Genomic DNA, 18,259 nt, shown 5'->3' with positions numbered 1-18,259 from the left:
GAGGGTTTATAGAGGCAGTGCTGTTAACCTGTGTTACGCATACCAGCAGCAACCCCGGCAATGGTGACCATCAGGGCTTGCTCAACGCGTGGATCAGGCTCTTTGCCGTTTTGTTCGGTAAGACGTGAGCGGTGCAGCAGCTCTGCCTGTAGTACGTTCAGTGGGTCGGTGTAGATATTACGCAACTGAATTGACTCGGCAATCCACGGCAGATCAGCCATCAGGTGGGAGTCGTTAGCAATTGCCAGCACCACTTTAATATCTTCTTCCAGCAGATTGCGTAGCTCTTTGCCTAACGGCCAAAGCTCTTTTGCGACCAGCCGCTGATCATAATATTCCGCCAGCCACAGATCCGCTTTGGCGAAGACCATCTCCAGCATTCCCAGACGCGTTGAGAAGAAAGGCCAGTCGCGGCACATGGTTTCCAGCTCGCTCTGTTTACCATCTTCCACCACTTTTTGTAGCGCCGTACCCGCGCCCAGCCAGGCGGGGAGCATCAGGCGGTTTTGTGTCCAGGCAAAAATCCACGGAATAGCGCGCAGTGACTCAACGCCACCGGTCGGGCGACGTTTTGCCGGACGTGAACCCAGCGGTAGTTTGCCGAGTTCCTGCTCCGGCGTGGCAGAGCGGAAGTAAGGCACAAAATCTTTGTTTTCACGCACGTAGCCGCGGTAGACATCGCATGAGATAACCGAAAGCTCATCCATAATGCGACGCCAGCTCTCTTTCGGCTCTGGCGGTGGCAGCAGGTTGGCTTCCAGAATCGCCCCGGTATACAGCGAAAGGCTGCTAACGGTGATTTCAGGCAGACCGTACTTGAAGCGGATCATCTCGCCCTGTTCGGTCACGCGCAGGCCGCCTTTCAGGCTTCCTGGTGGTTGTGACAGCAGCGCCGCATGGGCAGGTGCGCCGCCGCGACCAATGGAACCGCCGCGACCGTGAAACAGCGTCAGTTCAATACCCGCTTTTTCGCAGGTTTTGATTAATGCATCCTGTGCCTGATATTGCGCCCAGGAAGCCGCCATCACGCCCGCATCTTTTGCTGAGTCGGAATAGCCAATCATCACCATCTGTTTGCCCTGAATCAGACCGCGATACCAGTCGATATTCAGCAGCTGGGTCATGACATCGTTGGCGTTGTTCAGGTCATCAAGGGTTTCAAACAGCGGAGCAACCGGCATCGCAAACCCAATACCCGCTTCTTTCAGCAGCAGGTGTACAGCCAGTACGTCGGACGGCGTTTTTGCCATCGAGATCACGTAGGCGGCAATGGAACCTTGCGGTGCTTCAGCAATTACCTGACAGGTATCAAGTACTTCGCGAGTTTCGGCGCTCGGTTGCCAGTTACGCGGCAGAAGGGGGCGTTTGGAGTTCAGTTCGCGGATCAGGAACGCCTGTTTGTCGGCCTCTGACCAGCTTTCGTAGTCGCCGATGCCGAGGTAGCGGGTCAGTTCGCCCAGCGCTTCGGTATGACGGGTGCTCTCCTGACGGATATCAATACGTACCAGCGGTACGCCGAAACATTTTACGCGGCGCAGAGTGTCGAGCAGATCGCCGTTGGCAATAATGCCCATACCGCAAGCCTGCAACGACTGGTAACACGCATAAAGTGGTTCCCAAAGCTCTTCGTTTTGTGTCAGTAAACCTTCCGGCTTCGGCAGTTTTTGCCCTTTCAGACGTGCTTCCAGCCAGGCCTGAGTAGTCATAAGGCGGGAGCGCAGATTTTTCATCAGATAGCGATACGGCTCTGCGGCGCCCTCTTCGCCAACCAGCGCCAGCAGTTCAGGGGTTGCTTCAACCATCGACAGTTCAGAGACCAGCACCTGAATATCTTTCAGGAACAGATCGGTTGCTTTCCAGCGGCTGAGCAACAACACATGACGGGTAATATCGGCGGTTACGTTCGGGTTGCCGTCGCGGTCGCCGCCCATCCACGAAGTAAAACGGACCGGAACAAAATCTACCGGCAGCTTAAAGCCAAGATTTTCTTCCAGTTGTTCGTTCAGCTCGCGCAGATAGTTTGGTACACCTTGCCACAGGCTGTTTTCCACTACTGCAAAGCCCCATTTGGCTTCATCTACCGGGCTTGGTCGTTGTTTTCGAATCTCATCCGTATGCCAGGACTGGGCGATTAACTGACGCAGACGACGCATCAATTGGTTACGTTCGTAATCAGCGAGATCTTTGTTATCCAGTTGCTTTAAACAGGTGTTCACTTCCACCATTTTGTGGATCAGTGTACGACGGGTGATTTCAGTCGGGTGTGCGGTGAGGACCAGTTCCAGCGACAGTGATTCGACAGCTTTTTTGATTGTAGCTTCACTGAGGTCTGGTTGATTTTTCAGTTTACGCAGGGTGCGGGCAATCACTTCCGGGTTGCTGGCAGCCTCGCCTTTTGGCGAAATGCTGTGGTATTGCTCAGCAGTATTAGCCAGATTCAAAAACTGACTAAAAGCGCGGGCGACGGGCAATAGCTCGTCGTTCGATAAATTTTGTAATGTGGTGAGTAACTCCTGGCGATCGGCGTCATTGCCAGCGCGTGAAGATTTGGACAACTTACGAATTGTTTCAACGCGATCAAGAATGTGCTCTCCCAACGCATCCTTAATGGTTTCTCCCAGCACTTTGCCGAGCATACTGACATTACTACGCAACGCGGAATATTGTTCGTTCATATTACCCCAGACACCCCATCTATTTTGTATATGTCCGGTACTTTTCACGCCGTAGCGGCAGGAAAAATCCAGGACTTTGCTATAGGCCGTCTTTTATAAAGCCACGTAAAACCAGGAACGTCAATTGCTGCGAAATCGCTTCAGCAAATGAATGAACAGTAAGAATTTACGCCATTTCATTCACGACGAATAAAATAAGCGTAACTTATGGAAATGTTAAAAAAACGCTCCGATTATCACCAAAATATGAATGACAGTAGGTCGGATAAGATGCGTCAACATCTTATCCGACATTACTGCGGCTGGACCGCCTTATCCGACTACAATTGGGCATCACTCGTTTTTTTAATGCCAGCAGAAATGGTGAATAACCTGAGTGATCAGCTCACGGGTCGGCTTGATAAAACGCGTCTCCAGATATTCATCAGGCTGATGGGCCTGGTTGATTGAACCCGGTCCTAACACCAGCGTCGGACATAACGTTTGAATAAAAGGCGCTTCGGTACAGTAATTCACTACTTCGGTATGTGTGCCGAGTAATTTCTCAACCACTTCAACCAGTTGGTGGTCCGGCGGGCATTCATAACCCGGAATAGGAGGATGCAACTCTTCTACCGTCAGGCGACCCGGCCAGCGTTCACTCACTGGAGCCAGCGCTTCGTTGAGTAACCCATTGAGATCGTTGAGCGTCATTCCCGGTAAAGGGCGAATATCCATATGCAACTCACAGCAAGCGCAGATACGGTTAGCTGCGTCGCCGCCGTGAATATGACCAAGGTTAAGCGTGGGGTAAGGCACGGTAAATGCCTCATAGTGATAGCGTTCTTTAAGAGTGTCACGCAGTTGCAGGATATGACCGATGGCATCATGCATCAGTTCAATAGCATTTACACCACGAGCAGGATCACTGGAGTGCCCCGACTGCCCCATTACTCGAATCGTGTTGGAGATATGACCTTTATGCGCTCGAACAGGTTGCAGTGATGTTGGCTCGCCGATAATGGCACAATCCGGACGCAGGGAGGTGGTTTCCGAGAAGTAACGTGCACCCGCCATACTGGTTTCTTCGTCGGCGGTCGCCAGAATATAGAGCGGCTTTTTCAGTTTCGTAACGTCAACGTCGCGTAGCGTATCAAGAATAAACGCAAAGAAACCTTTCATATCAGCCGTACCCAGACCATAGAGCTTGCCGTCATGCTCGGTCAGGGTGAATGGATCGCGCGTCCAACGCCCATCATCAAATGGCACGGTATCGGTATGACCGGCCAGCAGCAAGCCGCCTGCGCCTTGTCCGGTACTTGCCAGCATATTGAATTTGTTACGTGTGCCGGGTACTGGCTGTACTTCCACATTGAAGCCCAGATCTTTAAACCAGTCCGCCAGTAGAGTGATTAAACCCGCATTACTTTGATCGAGCGCTTCTTCCGTTGCGCTAATCGATGGTGTGGCAATCAGAGCGCGGTAAATCTCGATAAATGGCGGTAATTTGTTTTTCATTGTTGACACACCTCAGGTCATGATAGTATCAATATTCATGCATTATTTGTGAATAAAAATACACTAACGTTGAGCGTAATAAAACCCACCAGCCGTAAGGTGAATGTTTTACGTTTAGCCAGGCAAACAGACATAAGAAGGTGAATAGCCCCGATGTTGAATACGCTGATTGTGGGTGCCAGTGGTTACGCTGGCGCAGAGCTAGTGACCTATGTAAATCGCCATCCTCATATGAACATAACCGCTTTGACCGTCTCAGCGCAAAGCAATGATGCAGGAAAATTAATCTCCGATTTACATCCGCAGCTAAAAGGCATCGTTGATCTGCCGTTACAGCCGATGTCGGATATCAGCGAGTTTAGCTCAGGGGTGGACGTGGTGTTTCTCGCCACCGCCCATGAAGTTAGCCATGATTTGGCCCCACAATTTCTTGAAGCAGGCTGTGTGGTGTTCGACCTTTCCGGCGCGTTTCGTGTTAACGACGCCACCTTCTATGAAAAATATTACGGCTTTACACATCGATACCCTGCATTGCTTGAGCAGGCGGTCTATGGCCTTGCGGAGTGGTGTGGCAATAAATTAAAAGAAGCGAATCTGATTGCGGTGCCGGGCTGTTATCCGACGGCGGCACAGTTGGCGCTGAAACCATTAATTGATGCCGATCTTCTTGACCTCAATCAGTGGCCGGTCATCAACGCCACCAGCGGCGTGAGCGGTGCAGGACGTAAGGCGGCCATTTCAAACAGCTTTTGTGAAGTGAGCCTGCAACCGTATGGCGTCTTTACTCATCGCCATCAACCAGAGATCGCCACACACCTCGGTGCTGACGTTATCTTCACCCCACATCTGGGCAATTTCCCGCGCGGCATTCTCGAAACCATTACCTGCCGCCTGAAACCGGGTGTGGCCCAGGCGCAAGTCGCGCAAGCGTTACAGCAGGCGTATGCCCATAAACCGCTGGTGCGGCTGTATGACAAAGGCGTTCCGGCGCTAAAAAATGTCGTCGGACTGCCGTTCTGCGATATCGGTTTTGCCGTTCAGGGGGAACATCTGATTATCGTGGCGACCGAGGACAACTTATTGAAAGGTGCAGCGGCGCAAGCGATGCAGTGCGCCAATATTCGTTTCGGCTATGCGGAAACGCAGTCTCTTATTTAGGGGTGCAATGATGAATCCATTAATTATCAAACTGGGCGGCGTACTGCTGGATAGTGAAGAGGCACTGGAACGTCTGTTTACCGCACTGGTGAACTATCGCGAGTCACATCAGCGTCCGCTGGTGATTGTCCACGGCGGCGGTTGCGTGGTGGATGAGCTGATGAAAGGGCTGAATCTGCCGGTGAAAAAGAAAAATGGCCTGCGGGTGACGCCTGCGGATCAGATAGACATTATCACCGGGGCGCTGGCGGGAACGGCAAATAAAACCTTGCTGGCGTGGGCGAAGAAACATCAGATTGCAGCCGTAGGTTTGTTTCTCGGTGACGGCGACAGCGTAAAAGTGACCCAGCTCGATGAAGAGTTAGGCCATGTTGGACTGGCGCAGCCAGGTTCGCCTAAGCTTATCAACACATTGCTGGAGAACGGTTATCTGCCGGTGGTCAGCTCCATTGGCGTAACAGACGAAGGGCAACTGATGAACGTCAATGCCGACCAGGCGGCGACGGCGCTGGCGGCAACGCTGGGCGCAGATCTGATTTTGCTCTCTGATGTCAGCGGTATTCTCGATGGCAAAGGGCAACGTATTGCCGAAATGACCGCAGCGAAAGCAGAACAACTGATTGAGCAGGGCATTATTACTGACGGCATGATAGTGAAAGTGAACGCGGCGCTGGATGCTGCGCGCACGCTGGGCCGCCCGGTAGATATCGCTTCCTGGCGTCATGCGGAACAGCTTCCGGCACTGTTTAACGGTATGCCTATTGGTACACGGATTTTAGCTTAAGTTTTGTTGGCCGGAGACGTAGCTTTCCGGCATTGAATTTCAAAATAAGGAAACAGAGTTATGGCACTTTGGGGCGGGCGTTTTACCCAGGCAGCAGATCAACGGTTCAAACAATTCAACGACTCACTGCGCTTTGATTACCGTCTGGCGGAGCAGGATATTGTTGGCTCTGTGGCCTGGTCTAAAGCCCTGGTAACGGTAGGCGTGTTAACCGCAGAAGAACAAGTGCAACTGGAAGAGGCGCTGAACGTGCTGCTGGAAGATGTTCGCGCCAGGCCACAACAAATCCTTGAAAGCGACGCCGAAGATATCCATAGCTGGGTAGAAGGCAAACTTATCGACAAAGTGGGCCAGTTAGGCAAAAAACTGCATACCGGGCGTAGCCGTAATGATCAGGTGGCGACCGATCTGAAACTGTGGTGCAAAGATACCGTTAGTGAGTTGCTGACGGCTAACCGTCAGCTGCAATCGGCGCTGGTGGAAACGGCGGAAAACAATCAGGACGCGGTAATGCCGGGCTATACCCACCTGCAACGCGCCCAGCCGGTGACGTTCGCTCACTGGTGCCTGGCCTATGTTGAGATGCTGGCGCGTGATGAAAGCCGTTTGCAGGACGCACTCAAGCGTCTGGATGTCAGTCCATTAGGCTGTGGCGCACTGGCGGGAACGGCCTATGAAATCGACCGTGAACAGTTAGCAGGCTGGCTGGGTTTTGCTTCGGCGACCCGTAACAGTCTCGACAGCGTTTCTGACCGCGACCACGTACTGGAGCTGCTTTCTGCTGCCGCTATCGGTATGGTGCATTTGTCGCGTTTTGCCGAAGATCTGATTTTCTTTAACACCGGCGAAGCGGGTTTTGTGGAGCTTTCTGATCGTGTGACTTCCGGTTCATCATTAATGCCGCAGAAGAAAAACCCGGATGCGCTGGAGTTGATTCGCGGTAAATGCGGTCGTGTTCAGGGCGCGTTGACCGGCATGATGATGACGCTGAAAGGTCTGCCGTTGGCCTATAACAAAGATATGCAGGAAGACAAAGAAGGTCTGTTCGACGCGCTCGATACCTGGCTGGACTGCCTGCATATGGCGGCGCTGGTGCTGGACGGGATTCAGGTGAAACGTCCGCGTTGCCAGGAAGCGGCGCAGCAGGGGTATGCGAACGCCACTGAACTGGCGGATTACCTGGTGGCGAAAGGTGTGCCGTTCCGCGAGGCGCACCATATTGTTGGTGAAGCGGTGGTGGAAGCCATTCGTCAGGGCAAACCGCTGGAAGAGCTGCCGCTCAGTGAGTTGCAGAAATTCAGCCAGGTGATTGGTGAAGATGTCTATCCGATTCTGTCGCTGCAATCGTGCCTCGACAAGCGTGCAGCAAAAGGCGGCGTCTCCCCGCAGCAGGTGGCGCAGGCGATTGCTTTTGCGCAGGCGCGGTTGGGGTAAGAACAATTATATGTACCAATTTGAGCCTGGCTTATCGCCGGGCTTTTTTATGGCAAAAAAAAGCGGATCCTGGAGATCCGCAAAAGTTCACGTTGGCTTTAGTTATTCGAGTTGAGAAACTCTCGAAACGGGCAGTGACTTCAAGGGTTAAAAGAGGTGCCGCTCCGTTTCTGTGAGCAATTATCAGTCAGAATGCTTGATAGGGATAATCGTTCGTTGCTATGCTACCTATCGCCATGAACTATCGTGGCGATGGAGGATGGATAATGAATATTCGTGATCTTGAGTACCTGGTGGCATTGGCTGAACACCGTCATTTTCGGCGTGCGGCAGATTCCTGCCACGTTAGCCAGCCGACGCTTAGCGGGCAAATTCGTAAGCTGGAAGATGAGCTGGGCGTGATGTTGCTGGAGCGGACCAGCCGTAAAGTGTTATTCACCCAGGCGGGAATGCTGCTGGTGGATCAGGCGCGTACTGTGCTGCGTGAGGTGAAAGTCCTTAAAGAGATGGCAAGCCAGCAGGGCGAGACAATGTCCGGGCCGCTGCATATTGGTTTGATTCCAACGGTTGGGCCTTACCTGTTACCGCATATTATCCCGATGCTGCACCAGACCTTTCCAAAGCTGGAAATGTATCTGCATGAAGCACAGACCCACCAGTTACTGGCGCAACTGGACAGTGGCAAACTCGATTGCGTGATCCTCGCGCTGGTGAAAGAGAGTGAAGCATTTATTGAAGTGCCGTTGTTTGATGAGCCAATGTTGCTGGCCATCTATGAAGATCACCCGTGGGCGAACCGCGAATGCGTACCGATGGCCGATCTGGCAGGGGAAAAGCTGCTGATGCTTGAAGATGGTCACTGTTTGCGCGATCAGGCAATGGGTTTCTGCTTTGAAGCCGGGGCGGATGAAGATACACACTTCCGCGCGACCAGCCTGGAAACTCTGCGCAACATGGTGGCGGCAGGTAGCGGGATTACTTTACTGCCTGCGTTGGCTGTGCCGCCGGAGCGCAAACGCGATGGGGTTGTTTATCTGCCGTGCATTAAGCCGGAACCACGCCGCACTATTGGCCTGGTTTATCGTCCTGGCTCACCGCTGCGCAGCCGCTATGAGCATCTGGCAGAGGCCATCCGCGCAAGAATGGATGGCCATTTCGATAAAGTGTTAAAACAGGCGGTTTAAGCCGTTTAACGCAGCTACCCGATAGGCTTCCGCCATCGTCGGGTAGTTAAAGGTGGTGTTGACGAAGTACTCAATAGTGTTGCCGCCACCTTTCTGTTCCATTATCGCCTGCCCGATATGGATAATCTCGGCAGCGCGTTCGCCAAAGCAGTGAATGCCCAGAATCTCTTTTGTTTCCCGATGGAACAAAATTTTCAGCGTGCCCACGTTCATGCCGACGATTTGTGCGCGTGCCAGATGTTTAAACTGGGCGCGGCCCACTTCATACGGCACTTTCATCGCGGTCAGCTGCTGTTCAGTTTTGCCCACAGAGCTGATTTCCGGAATGGTGTAAATACCGGTAGGGATATCTTCAATCAGATGTGCAGTGGCTTCACCTTTCACCAGCGCCTGTGCGGCAATGCGCCCCTGGTCATAGGCCGCCGACGCCAGGCTCGGATAGCCAATCACATCGCCCACCGCGTAAACGTGCGGCTGCGCGGTCTGATACATGCTGTTGACCTTCAGCTGTCCGCGACTGTCAGTTTCCAGCCCAATGTTCTGTAACGCCAGCGAATCGGTATTACCGGTACGACCGTTGGCATAGAGAAGACAGTCGGCTTTCAGCTTTTTGCCCGACTTCAGATGCATAATCACACCGTCGTCACAGCCTTCGATCTTTTCGTACTCTTCGTTGTGACGAATCACTACGCCACTGTTCCAGAAGTGATAGGAGAGAGAGTCTGACATCTCTTGATCGAGAAACGCCAGCAGACGATCGCGGGTGTTGATCAGATCCACTTTTACATCCATACCGCGGAAGATCGAAGCATATTCACAGCCGATCACTCCAGCACCATAGATAAGTACATGGCGCGGTTCGTGGTGCATGCTAAGAATTGAGTCGCTGTCGTAAATGCGTGGATGGGTGAAATCAACATCTGTTGGATGATAAGGGCGAGAACCACAGGCAATAACAAATTTTTCAGCGGTTAGTGTTTCGACGCTGCCGTCCGGGCAATCCAGCGCCAACGTATGCTCGTCAACAAAGCGAGCGTTCCCCTGCAATATTTCACAGTGATTACGTTCGTAAAATCCCTGACGCATACGTGTTTGTTGATTAATCACGTTATCGGCATGGTTAAGGATATCGGCAAAAGAAGAGCGGAGCAGTCGCGAATGGTCGCTGTAAAGTGGGTTTTGATTGAATTCTATAATGCGGCTGACGGCGTGACGGAGAGCTTTCGACGGGATGGTGCCCCAGTGGGTGCAGCCGCCGCCAACATTTTGATAACGCTCGATAACTGCGACGCGCGCACCTTGCTTAACCAGGCCCATTGCAGCGCCTTCGCCGCCGGGGCCGGAACCTATTACTATGGCATCGTAATCGTAGGAATGTGGCATGGTAGGGCTTACCTGTTCTTATACATAAAAGCAACAGAATGGTAACATTTTATCGCGGGTAAGCCAATTGATCCCCGTCATTTATCTGGCTATATCGTGAGCGACCTTTGCTTTGTCTTCCTCCTTCTTATTTTATTAATTCCCTATTAATCGCTTTTTCTTATAGCTGATGGTTTTATCTTGCCGAAGCGTGCTTTTTTGTTATTGTCTTTATGAAATATTCTTATAAAACAAATATATAAGTATTTTATATTGATGGAATATTTGTATTTATACCATCAATAAAATCCGTTAATTAGCCTGTTTATAAGTAAATAAAGGAATAGCCGATGATCGAACACTATATTCGTGGGTTTGAGGAAGAACTGCGCGAGATCCGCCATCAGATCCACGAAAACCCGGAACTGGGATTACAGGAATTTAAAACCAGTGCGTTGGTGGCGGAAAAGCTGTGCCAGTGGGGCTATGAAGTAGAGCAAGAACTGGCGACGACGGGGATAGTGGCCACGTTAAAAGTGGGCGACGGAGAGAAAAGTATTGGCCTGAGGGCAGATATGGATGCGTTGCCGATTTATGAAAATAGTGGCAAGCCCTGGGCCAGTAAACATCCTGGTTTAATGCACGCCTGCGGGCATGACGGGCATACCACCATACTGCTGGGTGCCGCGCGTTATTTGGCCGAAACCCGCCGTTTTAACGGCACGTTACGTCTTATCTTCCAGCCTGCGGAAGAGATGATTAACGGCGGTGAGATCATGGTTAAAGAGGGGCTTTTTGACCGTTTCCCCTGCGATGTCATTTTCGGCATGCATAACATGCCCGGTCTGCCGGTGGGTAAGTTTTATTTCCAGCCTGGGGCGCTAATGGCGTCAATGGATCAGTTCCATATTACGGTTCGTGGTTGTGGCGGACACGGTGCGATCCCGCACAAAGCCATCGATCCGGTGCTGGTCGCGGCACATATCACCACCGCATTACAAAGCATTGTGTCGCGCAATGTCGATCCGCTGGAAGCGGCGGTAATTACCGTTGGCAGCATTGTTGCGGGTGAGGCGGCTAACGTCATTCCTGACAGTGCTGAGATGAAAATCAGCGTTCGCTCTCTTAGCCGCGACACCCGGCAACTTCTTCTGACCCGTATTCCTGCTCTGGCACAGGCCCAGGCTGTCAGCTTTGGCGCTACGGCTGAGGTTACGCATGTTAACGGTACACCGGTATTAGTGAATGACGAGGAGATGGCGCGCTTCGCCTGGCAGGTGGCGTGTAAAACGTTTGGTGAAGAGCGGGCCGAGTTTGGCATCAAGCCCCTGATGGGCAGTGAAGATTTCTCTTTCATGCTGGAAGCCCAACCAAAAGGCGGTTTCCTGTTATTCGGTAATGGCGACGTTGGAGAAGGTTCCTGCATGGTGCATAACCCAGGTTACGACTTCAACGATGCAAGCCTGGTCCCGGCAAGCAGCTACTGGGGCGCACTGGTTGAAGCCTGGCTGCAATAAATAAAAAAACAACACAACAACTCTTTATGGCAAGGAATATGGAATGACGGCGATCGTAAATGAAACCGTGAGTGTGAAGAAAAAGCCCAGTGGCAGGCGGGTGATTTTTGCCTCGGCGTTTGGCAATGCGCTCGAATTTTTTGATTTTGGCGTTTACAACTTTTTTGTGGTCTATATCAGTACACTATTTTTCCCGCCCAGCGCTGATAAAAACGTCGCGCTTCTGCTGGCATTTGCCACTTTCGGCGTGAGCTTTTTTATGCGTCCGCTCGGTGGGATTATTGTTGGCGCCTGGGCCGATCGCTTCGGACGCAAACCCGCGATGGTGTTCACCATTGCCCTGATGAGCCTCGGTACACTGATGATAGGCATCGCACCGACGTATGAAACGGCGGGTTATTGGGGAACGGCAACTCTGGTACTGGCGCGTTTGATTCAGGGCGTTGCGGCAGGCGGTGAAGTTGGGGCTTCAATGTCGCTACTGGTGGAGTCAGCTCCGGCAAATCGTCGCGGTTTTTACAGCAGTTGGTCGCTGGCGACCCAGGGCCTGGCAACAACTTTTGGAGGTGTTGTCGCTTTAGGTTTAAGCGCATGGCTACCCTTTGCGACAGGTTCAGAAACCGTAATGGCCGAATGGGGCTGGCGTGTGCCGTTTTTTATTGGCGTGTTATTAGCGCCTGTCGGCTGTTGGTTGCGTCTGAGCCTGGAAAATGATGCTCCAGAGCCAGCACATAATAAGAAGGCCGCAGCCAGCGAAAGTGCCTTCTCCTTACTTATGCAACATAAAGCGACTATCGCTAACGGTATCTTGCTCGCTATTGGTAGTACAGTCGCAACCTATATCTCCCTCTTTTATTACGGTACATGGGCAGCGAAGTATTTAGGAATGAATCAAAACTATTCTCATGCAGCGATGTTACTGGCAGGGGGTATTACGTTTGCGGGGGCGCTGTTAGTGGGGATGCTGTGTGACTCGGTTGGACGTAAAAAGTTGATTTTAATCTCACGTGTGATGGTGTTGATTTGTAGCTGGCCTTCGTTCTGGCTGTTGGTGAATTACCCAAGTCCTGGCATGTTGCTGTCGGTGGTTTTTGTGATGGTCAGCTTTACCACTCTTGGCGGTGTACCAGTGATGTTGTTGATCTCCGAACTGTTACCTAAGCGTATTCGGGCATTGGGTTTTGCGCTGGTTTATAGCATTGGTGTGGCAATCTTTGGCGGTTTTGCTCAATATTTCGCTACGCAATCTATCGTGTTGCTGGATAGTCTGACGGCTCCGGCGTGGTATCTGGGCGGGGGAACATTGCTGTCTATGCTGGCGTTGCTGTTCGTGAAAGAACCGACTAAGGAATTGCAGTAGCAATGTTTTATGACTTCAACATTCATTAACGACACTGAATCAATCCAGTCAGTTTATTCTCTGGTATAGTGCCCGCAGTACTATTGGCAAGGATTCAAACATCGTGATGGGCGTAAGAGCGCAACAAAAAGAAAAAACCCGCCGTTCGCTGGTGGAAGCCGCATTTAGCCAATTAAGTGCTGAACGCAGCTTCGCCAGCCTGAGTTTGCGTGAAGTGGCGCGTGAAGCCGGTATTGCTCCCACCTCTTTTTATCGGCATTTCCGCGACGTAGACGAGCTTGGTCTGACCATGGTTGATGAAAGCGGTTTGATGCTGCGCCAACTCATGCGCCAGGCGCGTCAGCGTATCGCCAAAGGCGGGAGTGTGATCCGTACCTCGGTCTCCACATTTATGGAGTTCATCGGTAATAATCCTAACGCCTTCCGGTTATTATTGCGGGAACGCTCCGGCACCTCCGCCGCGTTTCGTGCTGCGGTTGCGCGTGAAATTCAGCACTTCATTGCGGAACTTGCGGACTATCTGGAACTCGAAAACCATATGCCGCGTGCGTTTACTGAAGCGCAAGCCGAAGCAATGGTGACGATTGTCTTCAGTGCGGGGGCCGAGGCGTTGGATGTCGGCGTCGAGCAACGTCGGCAATTAGAAGAGCGACTGGTACTGCAACTGCGAATGATTTCGAAAGGGGCTTATTACTGGTATCGCCGTGAGCAAGATAAAACCGCAATTATTCCGGGAAATGTGAAGGACGAGTAATGAAACAATCTAATCAGGATAAAGGTACGCTACTGCTGGCGCTGGTGGCTGGCCTGTCAATTAATGGCACGTTTTCGGCGCTGTTTAGCTCGATTGTGCCATTTTCAGTATTTCCGATTATTTCCCTGGTGTTGACAGTTTACTGCCTGCATCAACGTTACCTTAATCGCACTATGCCGGTTGGGTTGCCTGGACTGGCTGCTGCCTGTTTTATTCTCGGTGTTCTGCTTTATAGCACTGTGGTTCGTGCGGAATATCCGGCTATTGGCTCGAATTTCTTCCCGGCTGTACTGTCGGTAATTCTGGTCTTCTGGATTGGCACTAAAGTGCGTAACCGTAAGCAGGAAGTTACAGAATAATAGGTGGCATGCCGGATGCGATGCTATCCGGCATGGATTTTACTTCGCCGTCAGTAATACGCCGCACTCCATATGGTGCGTGTAGGGGAATTGATCAAACAGAGCCAGACGTTCAACCTTGTGCGTCTGGCTTAATGTTTCCAGATTCTTACATAACGTTTCCGGATTGCAGGAGATGTACAAAATACGCGGATACGCCTGCACCATTTTCTCGGTTTCACTGTCCAGACCGCTGCGCGGTGGGTCGACAAAAATGGTTTCGCACTGATAACTCTTTAAGTCGATCCCTTGCAGGCGGTTAAACTCGCGCACACCATTCATCGCCTGAGTAAATTCTTCTGCCGCCATACGAATAATTTGTACGTTATCAATATGGTTAGCGGCAATGTTGTATTGCGCGGCAGCGACCGACGGCTTGGCGATTTCGGTAGCTAATACCCGATCAAAATTGCGTGCCAGCGCTAATGAAAAGTTACCGTTGCCGCAGTACAGCTCCAGTAAGTCGCCTTTTGAGTCTTTGGTCACGTCCAGCGCCCATTCCAGCATTTGAATATTCATCGCCGCGTTCGGCTGGGTGAAACTGTTCTCCACCTGACGGTAGATCATTTCTCTCCCTGCAACCGGCAGACGTTCGTCGATGTAATCTTGATCCAGCTCGATTTTGGTTTTCGTTGCCCGACCAATCAGATGCACATTCAGATTCTGCGCGCGCAGTGCATCACGTAGGACTTCCGCCTGCTGACGCCACTCATCATCCAGCTTTTTATGGTACAGCAGGGAAACAACCGCCTGATTGCTCAGCGTAGTGAGGTAATCAATCTGGAATAGCTTGTGGCGCAGAACGGGATTATTACGCACACCCGCAATCATCGCCGTCATCAACTGGTTGATAAGTTCACTGGCGGCGGGGAAGCTATCCACGCGGATACGGCTTTTGGTTTGTTGATCGAAAATGATGTGGTACAGGTCATCGCCATCGTGCCAGATGCGGAACTCCGCACGCATCCGGTAATGACTGACCGGCGAGCGAAACACTTCCGGAACCAGGTCAGAAAACGGCGCCATCATACTTTGCAAACGTACCACTTTTTCGGCTAACTGCGCTTCATACTGTTCTGTTGGAAGGTGTTCGGGGGTCATGATGTATCCTGAAAATGAAATGTACGCGGCGATTGTAGGGATTGCTCATCAGATGTCCAGATCTTGATGTATTCCTATTTGTGAGCTACGTCTGGACAGCAACTTGTTACAACCTGTAGCATCCACTCGCCGGTCCTGTGAGTTAATAGGGAATCCAGTGCAAATCTGGAGCTGACGCGCAGCGGTAAGGAAAGGTGCGATGATTGCGTTATGCGGACACTGCCATCCGGTGGGAAGTCATCATCTCTTAGTATTTTATATACCCCTCCAAGCCCGAAGACCTGCCGGCTAACGTCGCATCTGGTTCTCATCATCGCGTAATATTGATGAAGCCTGCGGCATCCTTCTTCTATTGTGGATGCTTTACAATGATTAAAAAAGCTTCGCTGCTGACGGCGTTTTCCGTCACGGCATTTTCTGCTTGGGCACAGGATACCAGCCCGGATACTCTCGTCGTTACTGCTAACCGTTTTCAGGAACCATTAAGTGCCGTGCTCGCTCCTGTCACTGTCGTGACACGTGAGGATATTGATCGATGGCAAGTTTCCTCTGTAAATGATGTTCTCCGCCGTTTGCCTGGTGTGGCAATTGCACAAAATGGAGGAGAAGGTCAGCTCTCAACTATTTTCCTTCGTGGAACGAACTCTAACCATGCTCTGGTTTTAATTGATGGTGTACGTCTGAATTTAGCAGGTGTCAGTGGAGCGGCTGACCTGAGTCAGTTTCCGATCGCGTTGGTGCAGCGTATCGAATATATCCGTGGGCCACGTTCAGCGATTTATGGCTCAGATGCCATTGGCGGTGTGATAAATATTATTACCTCCCGTGAGAATACTGGTACTGAAATTTCAGCAGGATGGGGAAGTAATAGTTATCAAAATTACGATATTTCCACTCAGCAACAAATTGGCGAAAATACTCGAGTAACACTTCTTGGTGATTATGCCTATACCAAGGGATTTGATGTCGTTGCCTATGGCAACACTGGGATGCAGCCACAGTCAGACAGAGACGGTTTTTTAAGTAAAACACTCTACGGCAAACTTGAACATAACTTCTCTGATACGTGGAGCGGATTTGTTCGTGGCTACGGCTATGATAACCGAACTAAATATGACGCCTGGTACTCTCCCGGTTCTCCGCTGATTGATACACGAAAACTTTATAGTCAAAGCTGGGATGCGGGTCTTCGCTACGCTGGCGAAACACTGCAATCTCAACTTGTTTCCAGTTATAGCCATAGTAAAGATTACAACTACGATCCACATTATGGACGCTATGACGCATCAGCTAACCTGGATGAGATGAAACAATACAATCTCCAGTGGACAAATAGCGTCACAGTCGGTCACGGTGATGTTGGAGCTGGTATCGACTGGCAAAAACAATCCACTACTCCTGGAACTGGATATTTGCCAAAAGGTTACGATCAGCGTAACACGGGGATTTATCTGACTGGATTGCAAAAACTTGGCGATTTTACGTTAGAAGGCGCGGTGCGTAATGACGACAACTCGCAATTTGATCGCCACACAACATGGCAATCCAGTGTGGGATGGGAGTTTATTGAGGGTTATCGCTTTATCGCTTCCTATGGAACTGCTTTCAAAGCGCCAAATTTGGGGCAGTTATATGGCATGTATGGTAATCCGAATCTGGACCCGGAAAAAAGCAAACAGTGGGAAGGGGCATTTGAAGGTTTAACAGCAGGCGTAAATTGGCGTATTTCAGGATATCGTAATGATATCAGTGAAATGATTAACTATGATCCACATACCCTTCGTTATTACAACGACGGAAAAGTACGCATTAAGGGAATTGAGGCTACAGCAAACTTTGATACTGGACCACTGGCGCATACCGTTAGCTACGATTATACGGATGCCAGAAATGCCTTAACTGACAAACCGTTAGAACGTCGTCCTAAACAGCAAGTAAAGTATCAGCTCGACTGGCAAGTGTTCGATTTTGACTGGGGTGTAACTTATCAATATCTGGGATCGCGATACGATTCGGATTACTCATCCTGGCCCTATAAGTCAGTCAAAATGGGCGGTGTGGGCTTGTGGGATCTTGCGGTTGCGTATCCGGTCACCTCTCACCTGACAGTTCGTGGTAAAATAGCCAACCTGTTCGACAAAGATTATGAGACAGTCTATGGCTACCAAACTGCAGGACGGGAATACACCTTGTCTGGCAGCTACACCTTCTGAACCACGTCCCACCGTGCTGGTGTTTGACTCCGGCGTCGGTGGGCTGTCGGTCTATGATGAGATCCGGCATCTCTTACCGGATCTCCATTACATTTATGCTTTCGATAATGTCGCTTTCCCTTATGGCGAAAAAAACGAAGACTTTATTGTTGAGCGAGTGGTGGAAATTGTCACTGCGGTGCAAGAGCGTTATCCCCTTGCGCTGGCTGTTGTTGCTTGCAACACCGCCAGTACCGTCTCACTTCCTGCATTACGCGAGAAGTTTGCGTTCCCGGTTGTCGGTGTCGTTCCGGCAATTAAGCCAGCGGCACGTCTGACAGCTAATGGCATTGTCGGATTACTGGCAACCCGCGGAACAGTTAAACGTTCTTATACTCATGAGCTGATCGCGCGTTTCGCTAATGAATGCCAGATAGAAATGCTGGGCTCGGCAGAGATGGTTGAGTTGGCTGAAGCGAAGCTGCATGGCGAAGATGTTTCTCTGGATGCGCTAAAACGTATCTTGCGTCCGTGGTTAAGAATGAAAGAGCCGCCAGATACCGTTGTACTAGGGTGTACCCATTTCCCTCTACTACAAGAAGAACTGTTACAGGTGCTGCCAGAGGGAACACGGTTGGTGGATTCTGGCGCAGCGATTGCTCGCCGAACGGCATGGTTGTTAGAACATGAAGCCCCGGATGCAAAATCCGCCGATGCGAATATTGCCTTTTGCATGGACATGACGCCAGAAGCTGAACAGTTATTACCCGTTTTACAGCGTTACGGCTTCAAAACGCTCGAAAAACTGGCAGTTTCAGGCTGATTTGGTTGAATGTTGCGCAT

At 51.0% G+C, this 18,259-nt stretch carries 14 protein-coding genes and 1 riboswitch; of the genes, 10 read left to right on the top strand and 4 right to left on the bottom strand.

What is annotated here, in order from left to right:
• Positions 1-23 precede the first annotated feature (23 nt).
• On the bottom strand, positions 24-2,675 hold the full coding sequence (gene ppc / locus EFER_RS19030; RefSeq protein WP_001005537.1) for a phosphoenolpyruvate carboxylase: 2,652 nt from the start codon (positions 2,673-2,675) through the stop codon (positions 24-26).
• Positions 2,676-3,020: 345 nt separating this feature from the next.
• Positions 3,021-4,172, bottom strand: a complete 1,152-nt coding sequence (gene argE / locus EFER_RS19025; RefSeq protein ID WP_000791753.1) for an acetylornithine deacetylase — start codon at positions 4,170-4,172, stop codon at positions 3,021-3,023.
• Between the two features lie 153 nt (positions 4,173-4,325).
• Here argE and argC point away from each other — a divergent pair, with 153 nt between their 5' ends.
• The 4 genes from argC to oxyR all read left to right on the top strand — a co-directional run bounded on the left by argC (position 4,326) and on the right by oxyR (position 8,732).
• Entirely contained in the window at positions 4,326-5,330 is a 1,005-nt protein-coding gene (gene argC, locus EFER_RS19020) for an N-acetyl-gamma-glutamyl-phosphate reductase (RefSeq protein WP_000935384.1), read from the top strand.
• 7 nt (positions 5,331-5,337) lie between these two features.
• Positions 5,338-6,114 carry an acetylglutamate kinase gene (gene argB, locus EFER_RS19015; RefSeq protein ID WP_002432931.1) on the top strand — a complete coding sequence of 259 codons (777 nt, stop codon included), beginning with the start codon at positions 5,338-5,340 and terminating at the stop codon, positions 6,112-6,114.
• 60 nt (positions 6,115-6,174) lie between these two features.
• The gene (gene argH, locus EFER_RS19010; RefSeq protein ID WP_001230108.1) at positions 6,175-7,548 is read left to right on the top strand and encodes an argininosuccinate lyase; all 1,374 of its coding nucleotides are present in this window, start codon (positions 6,175-6,177) and stop codon (positions 7,546-7,548) included.
• Between the two features lie 266 nt (positions 7,549-7,814).
• Positions 7,815-8,732, top strand: a complete 918-nt coding sequence (oxyR, locus tag EFER_RS19005; protein WP_001025935.1) for a DNA-binding transcriptional regulator OxyR — start codon at positions 7,815-7,817, stop codon at positions 8,730-8,732.
• Here the strand turns inward: oxyR and sthA are convergent.
• Positions 8,715-10,115 (bottom strand): Si-specific NAD(P)(+) transhydrogenase, encoded by a 1,401-nt coding sequence (gene sthA / locus EFER_RS19000; RefSeq protein WP_001120810.1) that lies wholly within the window; start codon positions 10,113-10,115, stop codon positions 8,715-8,717. The two genes, oxyR and sthA, sit on opposite strands and share 18 nt — an antisense overlap.
• 329 nt (positions 10,116-10,444) lie before the next feature.
• On the opposite strand from sthA, the gene EFER_RS18995 reads away from it, so the two are divergent.
• From EFER_RS18995 to EFER_RS18980, 4 genes are all read left to right on the top strand, one after another.
• Positions 10,445-11,611: a M20 aminoacylase family protein gene (locus EFER_RS18995; protein ID WP_000569556.1), complete on the top strand. Its 1,167-nt coding sequence runs from the start codon at positions 10,445-10,447 to the stop codon at positions 11,609-11,611.
• Positions 11,612-11,654: 43 nt separating this feature from the next.
• Complete coding sequence (locus EFER_RS18990) at positions 11,655-12,971, top strand: citrate-proton symporter (RefSeq protein ID WP_000125470.1); 1,317 nt, start codon at positions 11,655-11,657, stop codon at positions 12,969-12,971.
• Positions 12,972-13,074: 103 nt separating this feature from the next.
• Positions 13,075-13,725 carry an HTH-type transcriptional repressor FabR gene (gene fabR / locus EFER_RS18985; protein ID WP_015953867.1) on the top strand — a complete coding sequence of 217 codons (651 nt, stop codon included), beginning with the start codon at positions 13,075-13,077 and terminating at the stop codon, positions 13,723-13,725.
• Entirely contained in the window at positions 13,725-14,084 is a 360-nt protein-coding gene (locus EFER_RS18980) for a YijD family membrane protein (protein WP_000814368.1), read from the top strand. Before fabR ends, EFER_RS18980 begins: the two co-directional genes overlap by 1 nt.
• A gap of 39 nt (positions 14,085-14,123) precedes the next feature.
• Here the strand turns inward: EFER_RS18980 and trmA are convergent, their stop codons facing one another.
• Positions 14,124-15,224, bottom strand: a complete 1,101-nt coding sequence (trmA, locus tag EFER_RS18975; protein WP_000187029.1) for a tRNA (uridine(54)-C5)-methyltransferase TrmA — start codon at positions 15,222-15,224, stop codon at positions 14,124-14,126.
• 113 nt (positions 15,225-15,337) lie between these two features.
• A riboswitch (cobalamin riboswitch) is annotated at positions 15,338-15,527 on the top strand.
• A 65-nt stretch (positions 15,528-15,592) separates the two neighbouring features.
• Here trmA and btuB point away from each other — a divergent pair.
• Both btuB and murI read left to right on the top strand, forming a co-directional pair.
• Positions 15,593-17,437: a TonB-dependent vitamin B12 receptor BtuB gene (gene btuB / locus EFER_RS18970; protein ID WP_000591390.1), complete on the top strand. Its 1,845-nt coding sequence runs from the start codon at positions 15,593-15,595 to the stop codon at positions 17,435-17,437.
• The gene (gene murI, locus EFER_RS18965; protein ID WP_000201816.1) at positions 17,382-18,239 is read left to right on the top strand and encodes a glutamate racemase; all 858 of its coding nucleotides are present in this window, start codon (positions 17,382-17,384) and stop codon (positions 18,237-18,239) included. Before btuB ends, murI begins: the two co-directional genes overlap by 56 nt.
• The last annotated feature ends 20 nt before the right edge of the window (positions 18,240-18,259 follow it).

It is taken from the genome of Escherichia fergusonii ATCC 35469, from assembly GCF_000026225.1.
GTDB lineage: Bacteria > Pseudomonadota > Gammaproteobacteria > Enterobacterales > Enterobacteriaceae > Escherichia > Escherichia fergusonii.
This window is presented reverse-complemented; position numbering and strand designations above follow the sequence as displayed.

What these genes read in the sequence shown, in the direction of transcription:
- ppc (WP_001005537.1), bottom strand. Translation starts at nt 2,675, where the DNA reads ATGAACGAACAATATTCCGCGTTGCGTAGTAATGTCAGTATGCTCGGC.
- argE (WP_000791753.1), bottom strand. Translation starts at nt 4,172, where the DNA reads ATGAAAAACAAATTACCGCCATTTATCGAGATTTACCGCGCTCTGATT.
- argC (WP_000935384.1), top strand. Translation starts at nt 4,326, where the DNA reads ATGTTGAATACGCTGATTGTGGGTGCCAGTGGTTACGCTGGCGCAGAG.
- argB (WP_002432931.1), top strand. Translation starts at nt 5,338, where the DNA reads ATGATGAATCCATTAATTATCAAACTGGGCGGCGTACTGCTGGATAGT.
- argH (WP_001230108.1), top strand. Translation starts at nt 6,175, where the DNA reads ATGGCACTTTGGGGCGGGCGTTTTACCCAGGCAGCAGATCAACGGTTC.
- oxyR (WP_001025935.1), top strand. Translation starts at nt 7,815, where the DNA reads ATGAATATTCGTGATCTTGAGTACCTGGTGGCATTGGCTGAACACCGT.
- sthA (WP_001120810.1), bottom strand. Translation starts at nt 10,115, where the DNA reads ATGCCACATTCCTACGATTACGATGCCATAGTAATAGGTTCCGGCCCC.
- EFER_RS18995 (WP_000569556.1), top strand. Translation starts at nt 10,445, where the DNA reads ATGATCGAACACTATATTCGTGGGTTTGAGGAAGAACTGCGCGAGATC.
- EFER_RS18990 (WP_000125470.1), top strand. Translation starts at nt 11,655, where the DNA reads ATGACGGCGATCGTAAATGAAACCGTGAGTGTGAAGAAAAAGCCCAGT.
- EFER_RS18980 (WP_000814368.1), top strand. Translation starts at nt 13,725, where the DNA reads ATGAAACAATCTAATCAGGATAAAGGTACGCTACTGCTGGCGCTGGTG.
- trmA (WP_000187029.1), bottom strand. Translation starts at nt 15,224, where the DNA reads ATGACCCCCGAACACCTTCCAACAGAACAGTATGAAGCGCAGTTAGCC.
- btuB (WP_000591390.1), top strand. Translation starts at nt 15,593, where the DNA reads ATGATTAAAAAAGCTTCGCTGCTGACGGCGTTTTCCGTCACGGCATTT.
- murI (WP_000201816.1), top strand. Translation starts at nt 17,382, where the DNA reads ATGGCTACCAAACTGCAGGACGGGAATACACCTTGTCTGGCAGCTACA.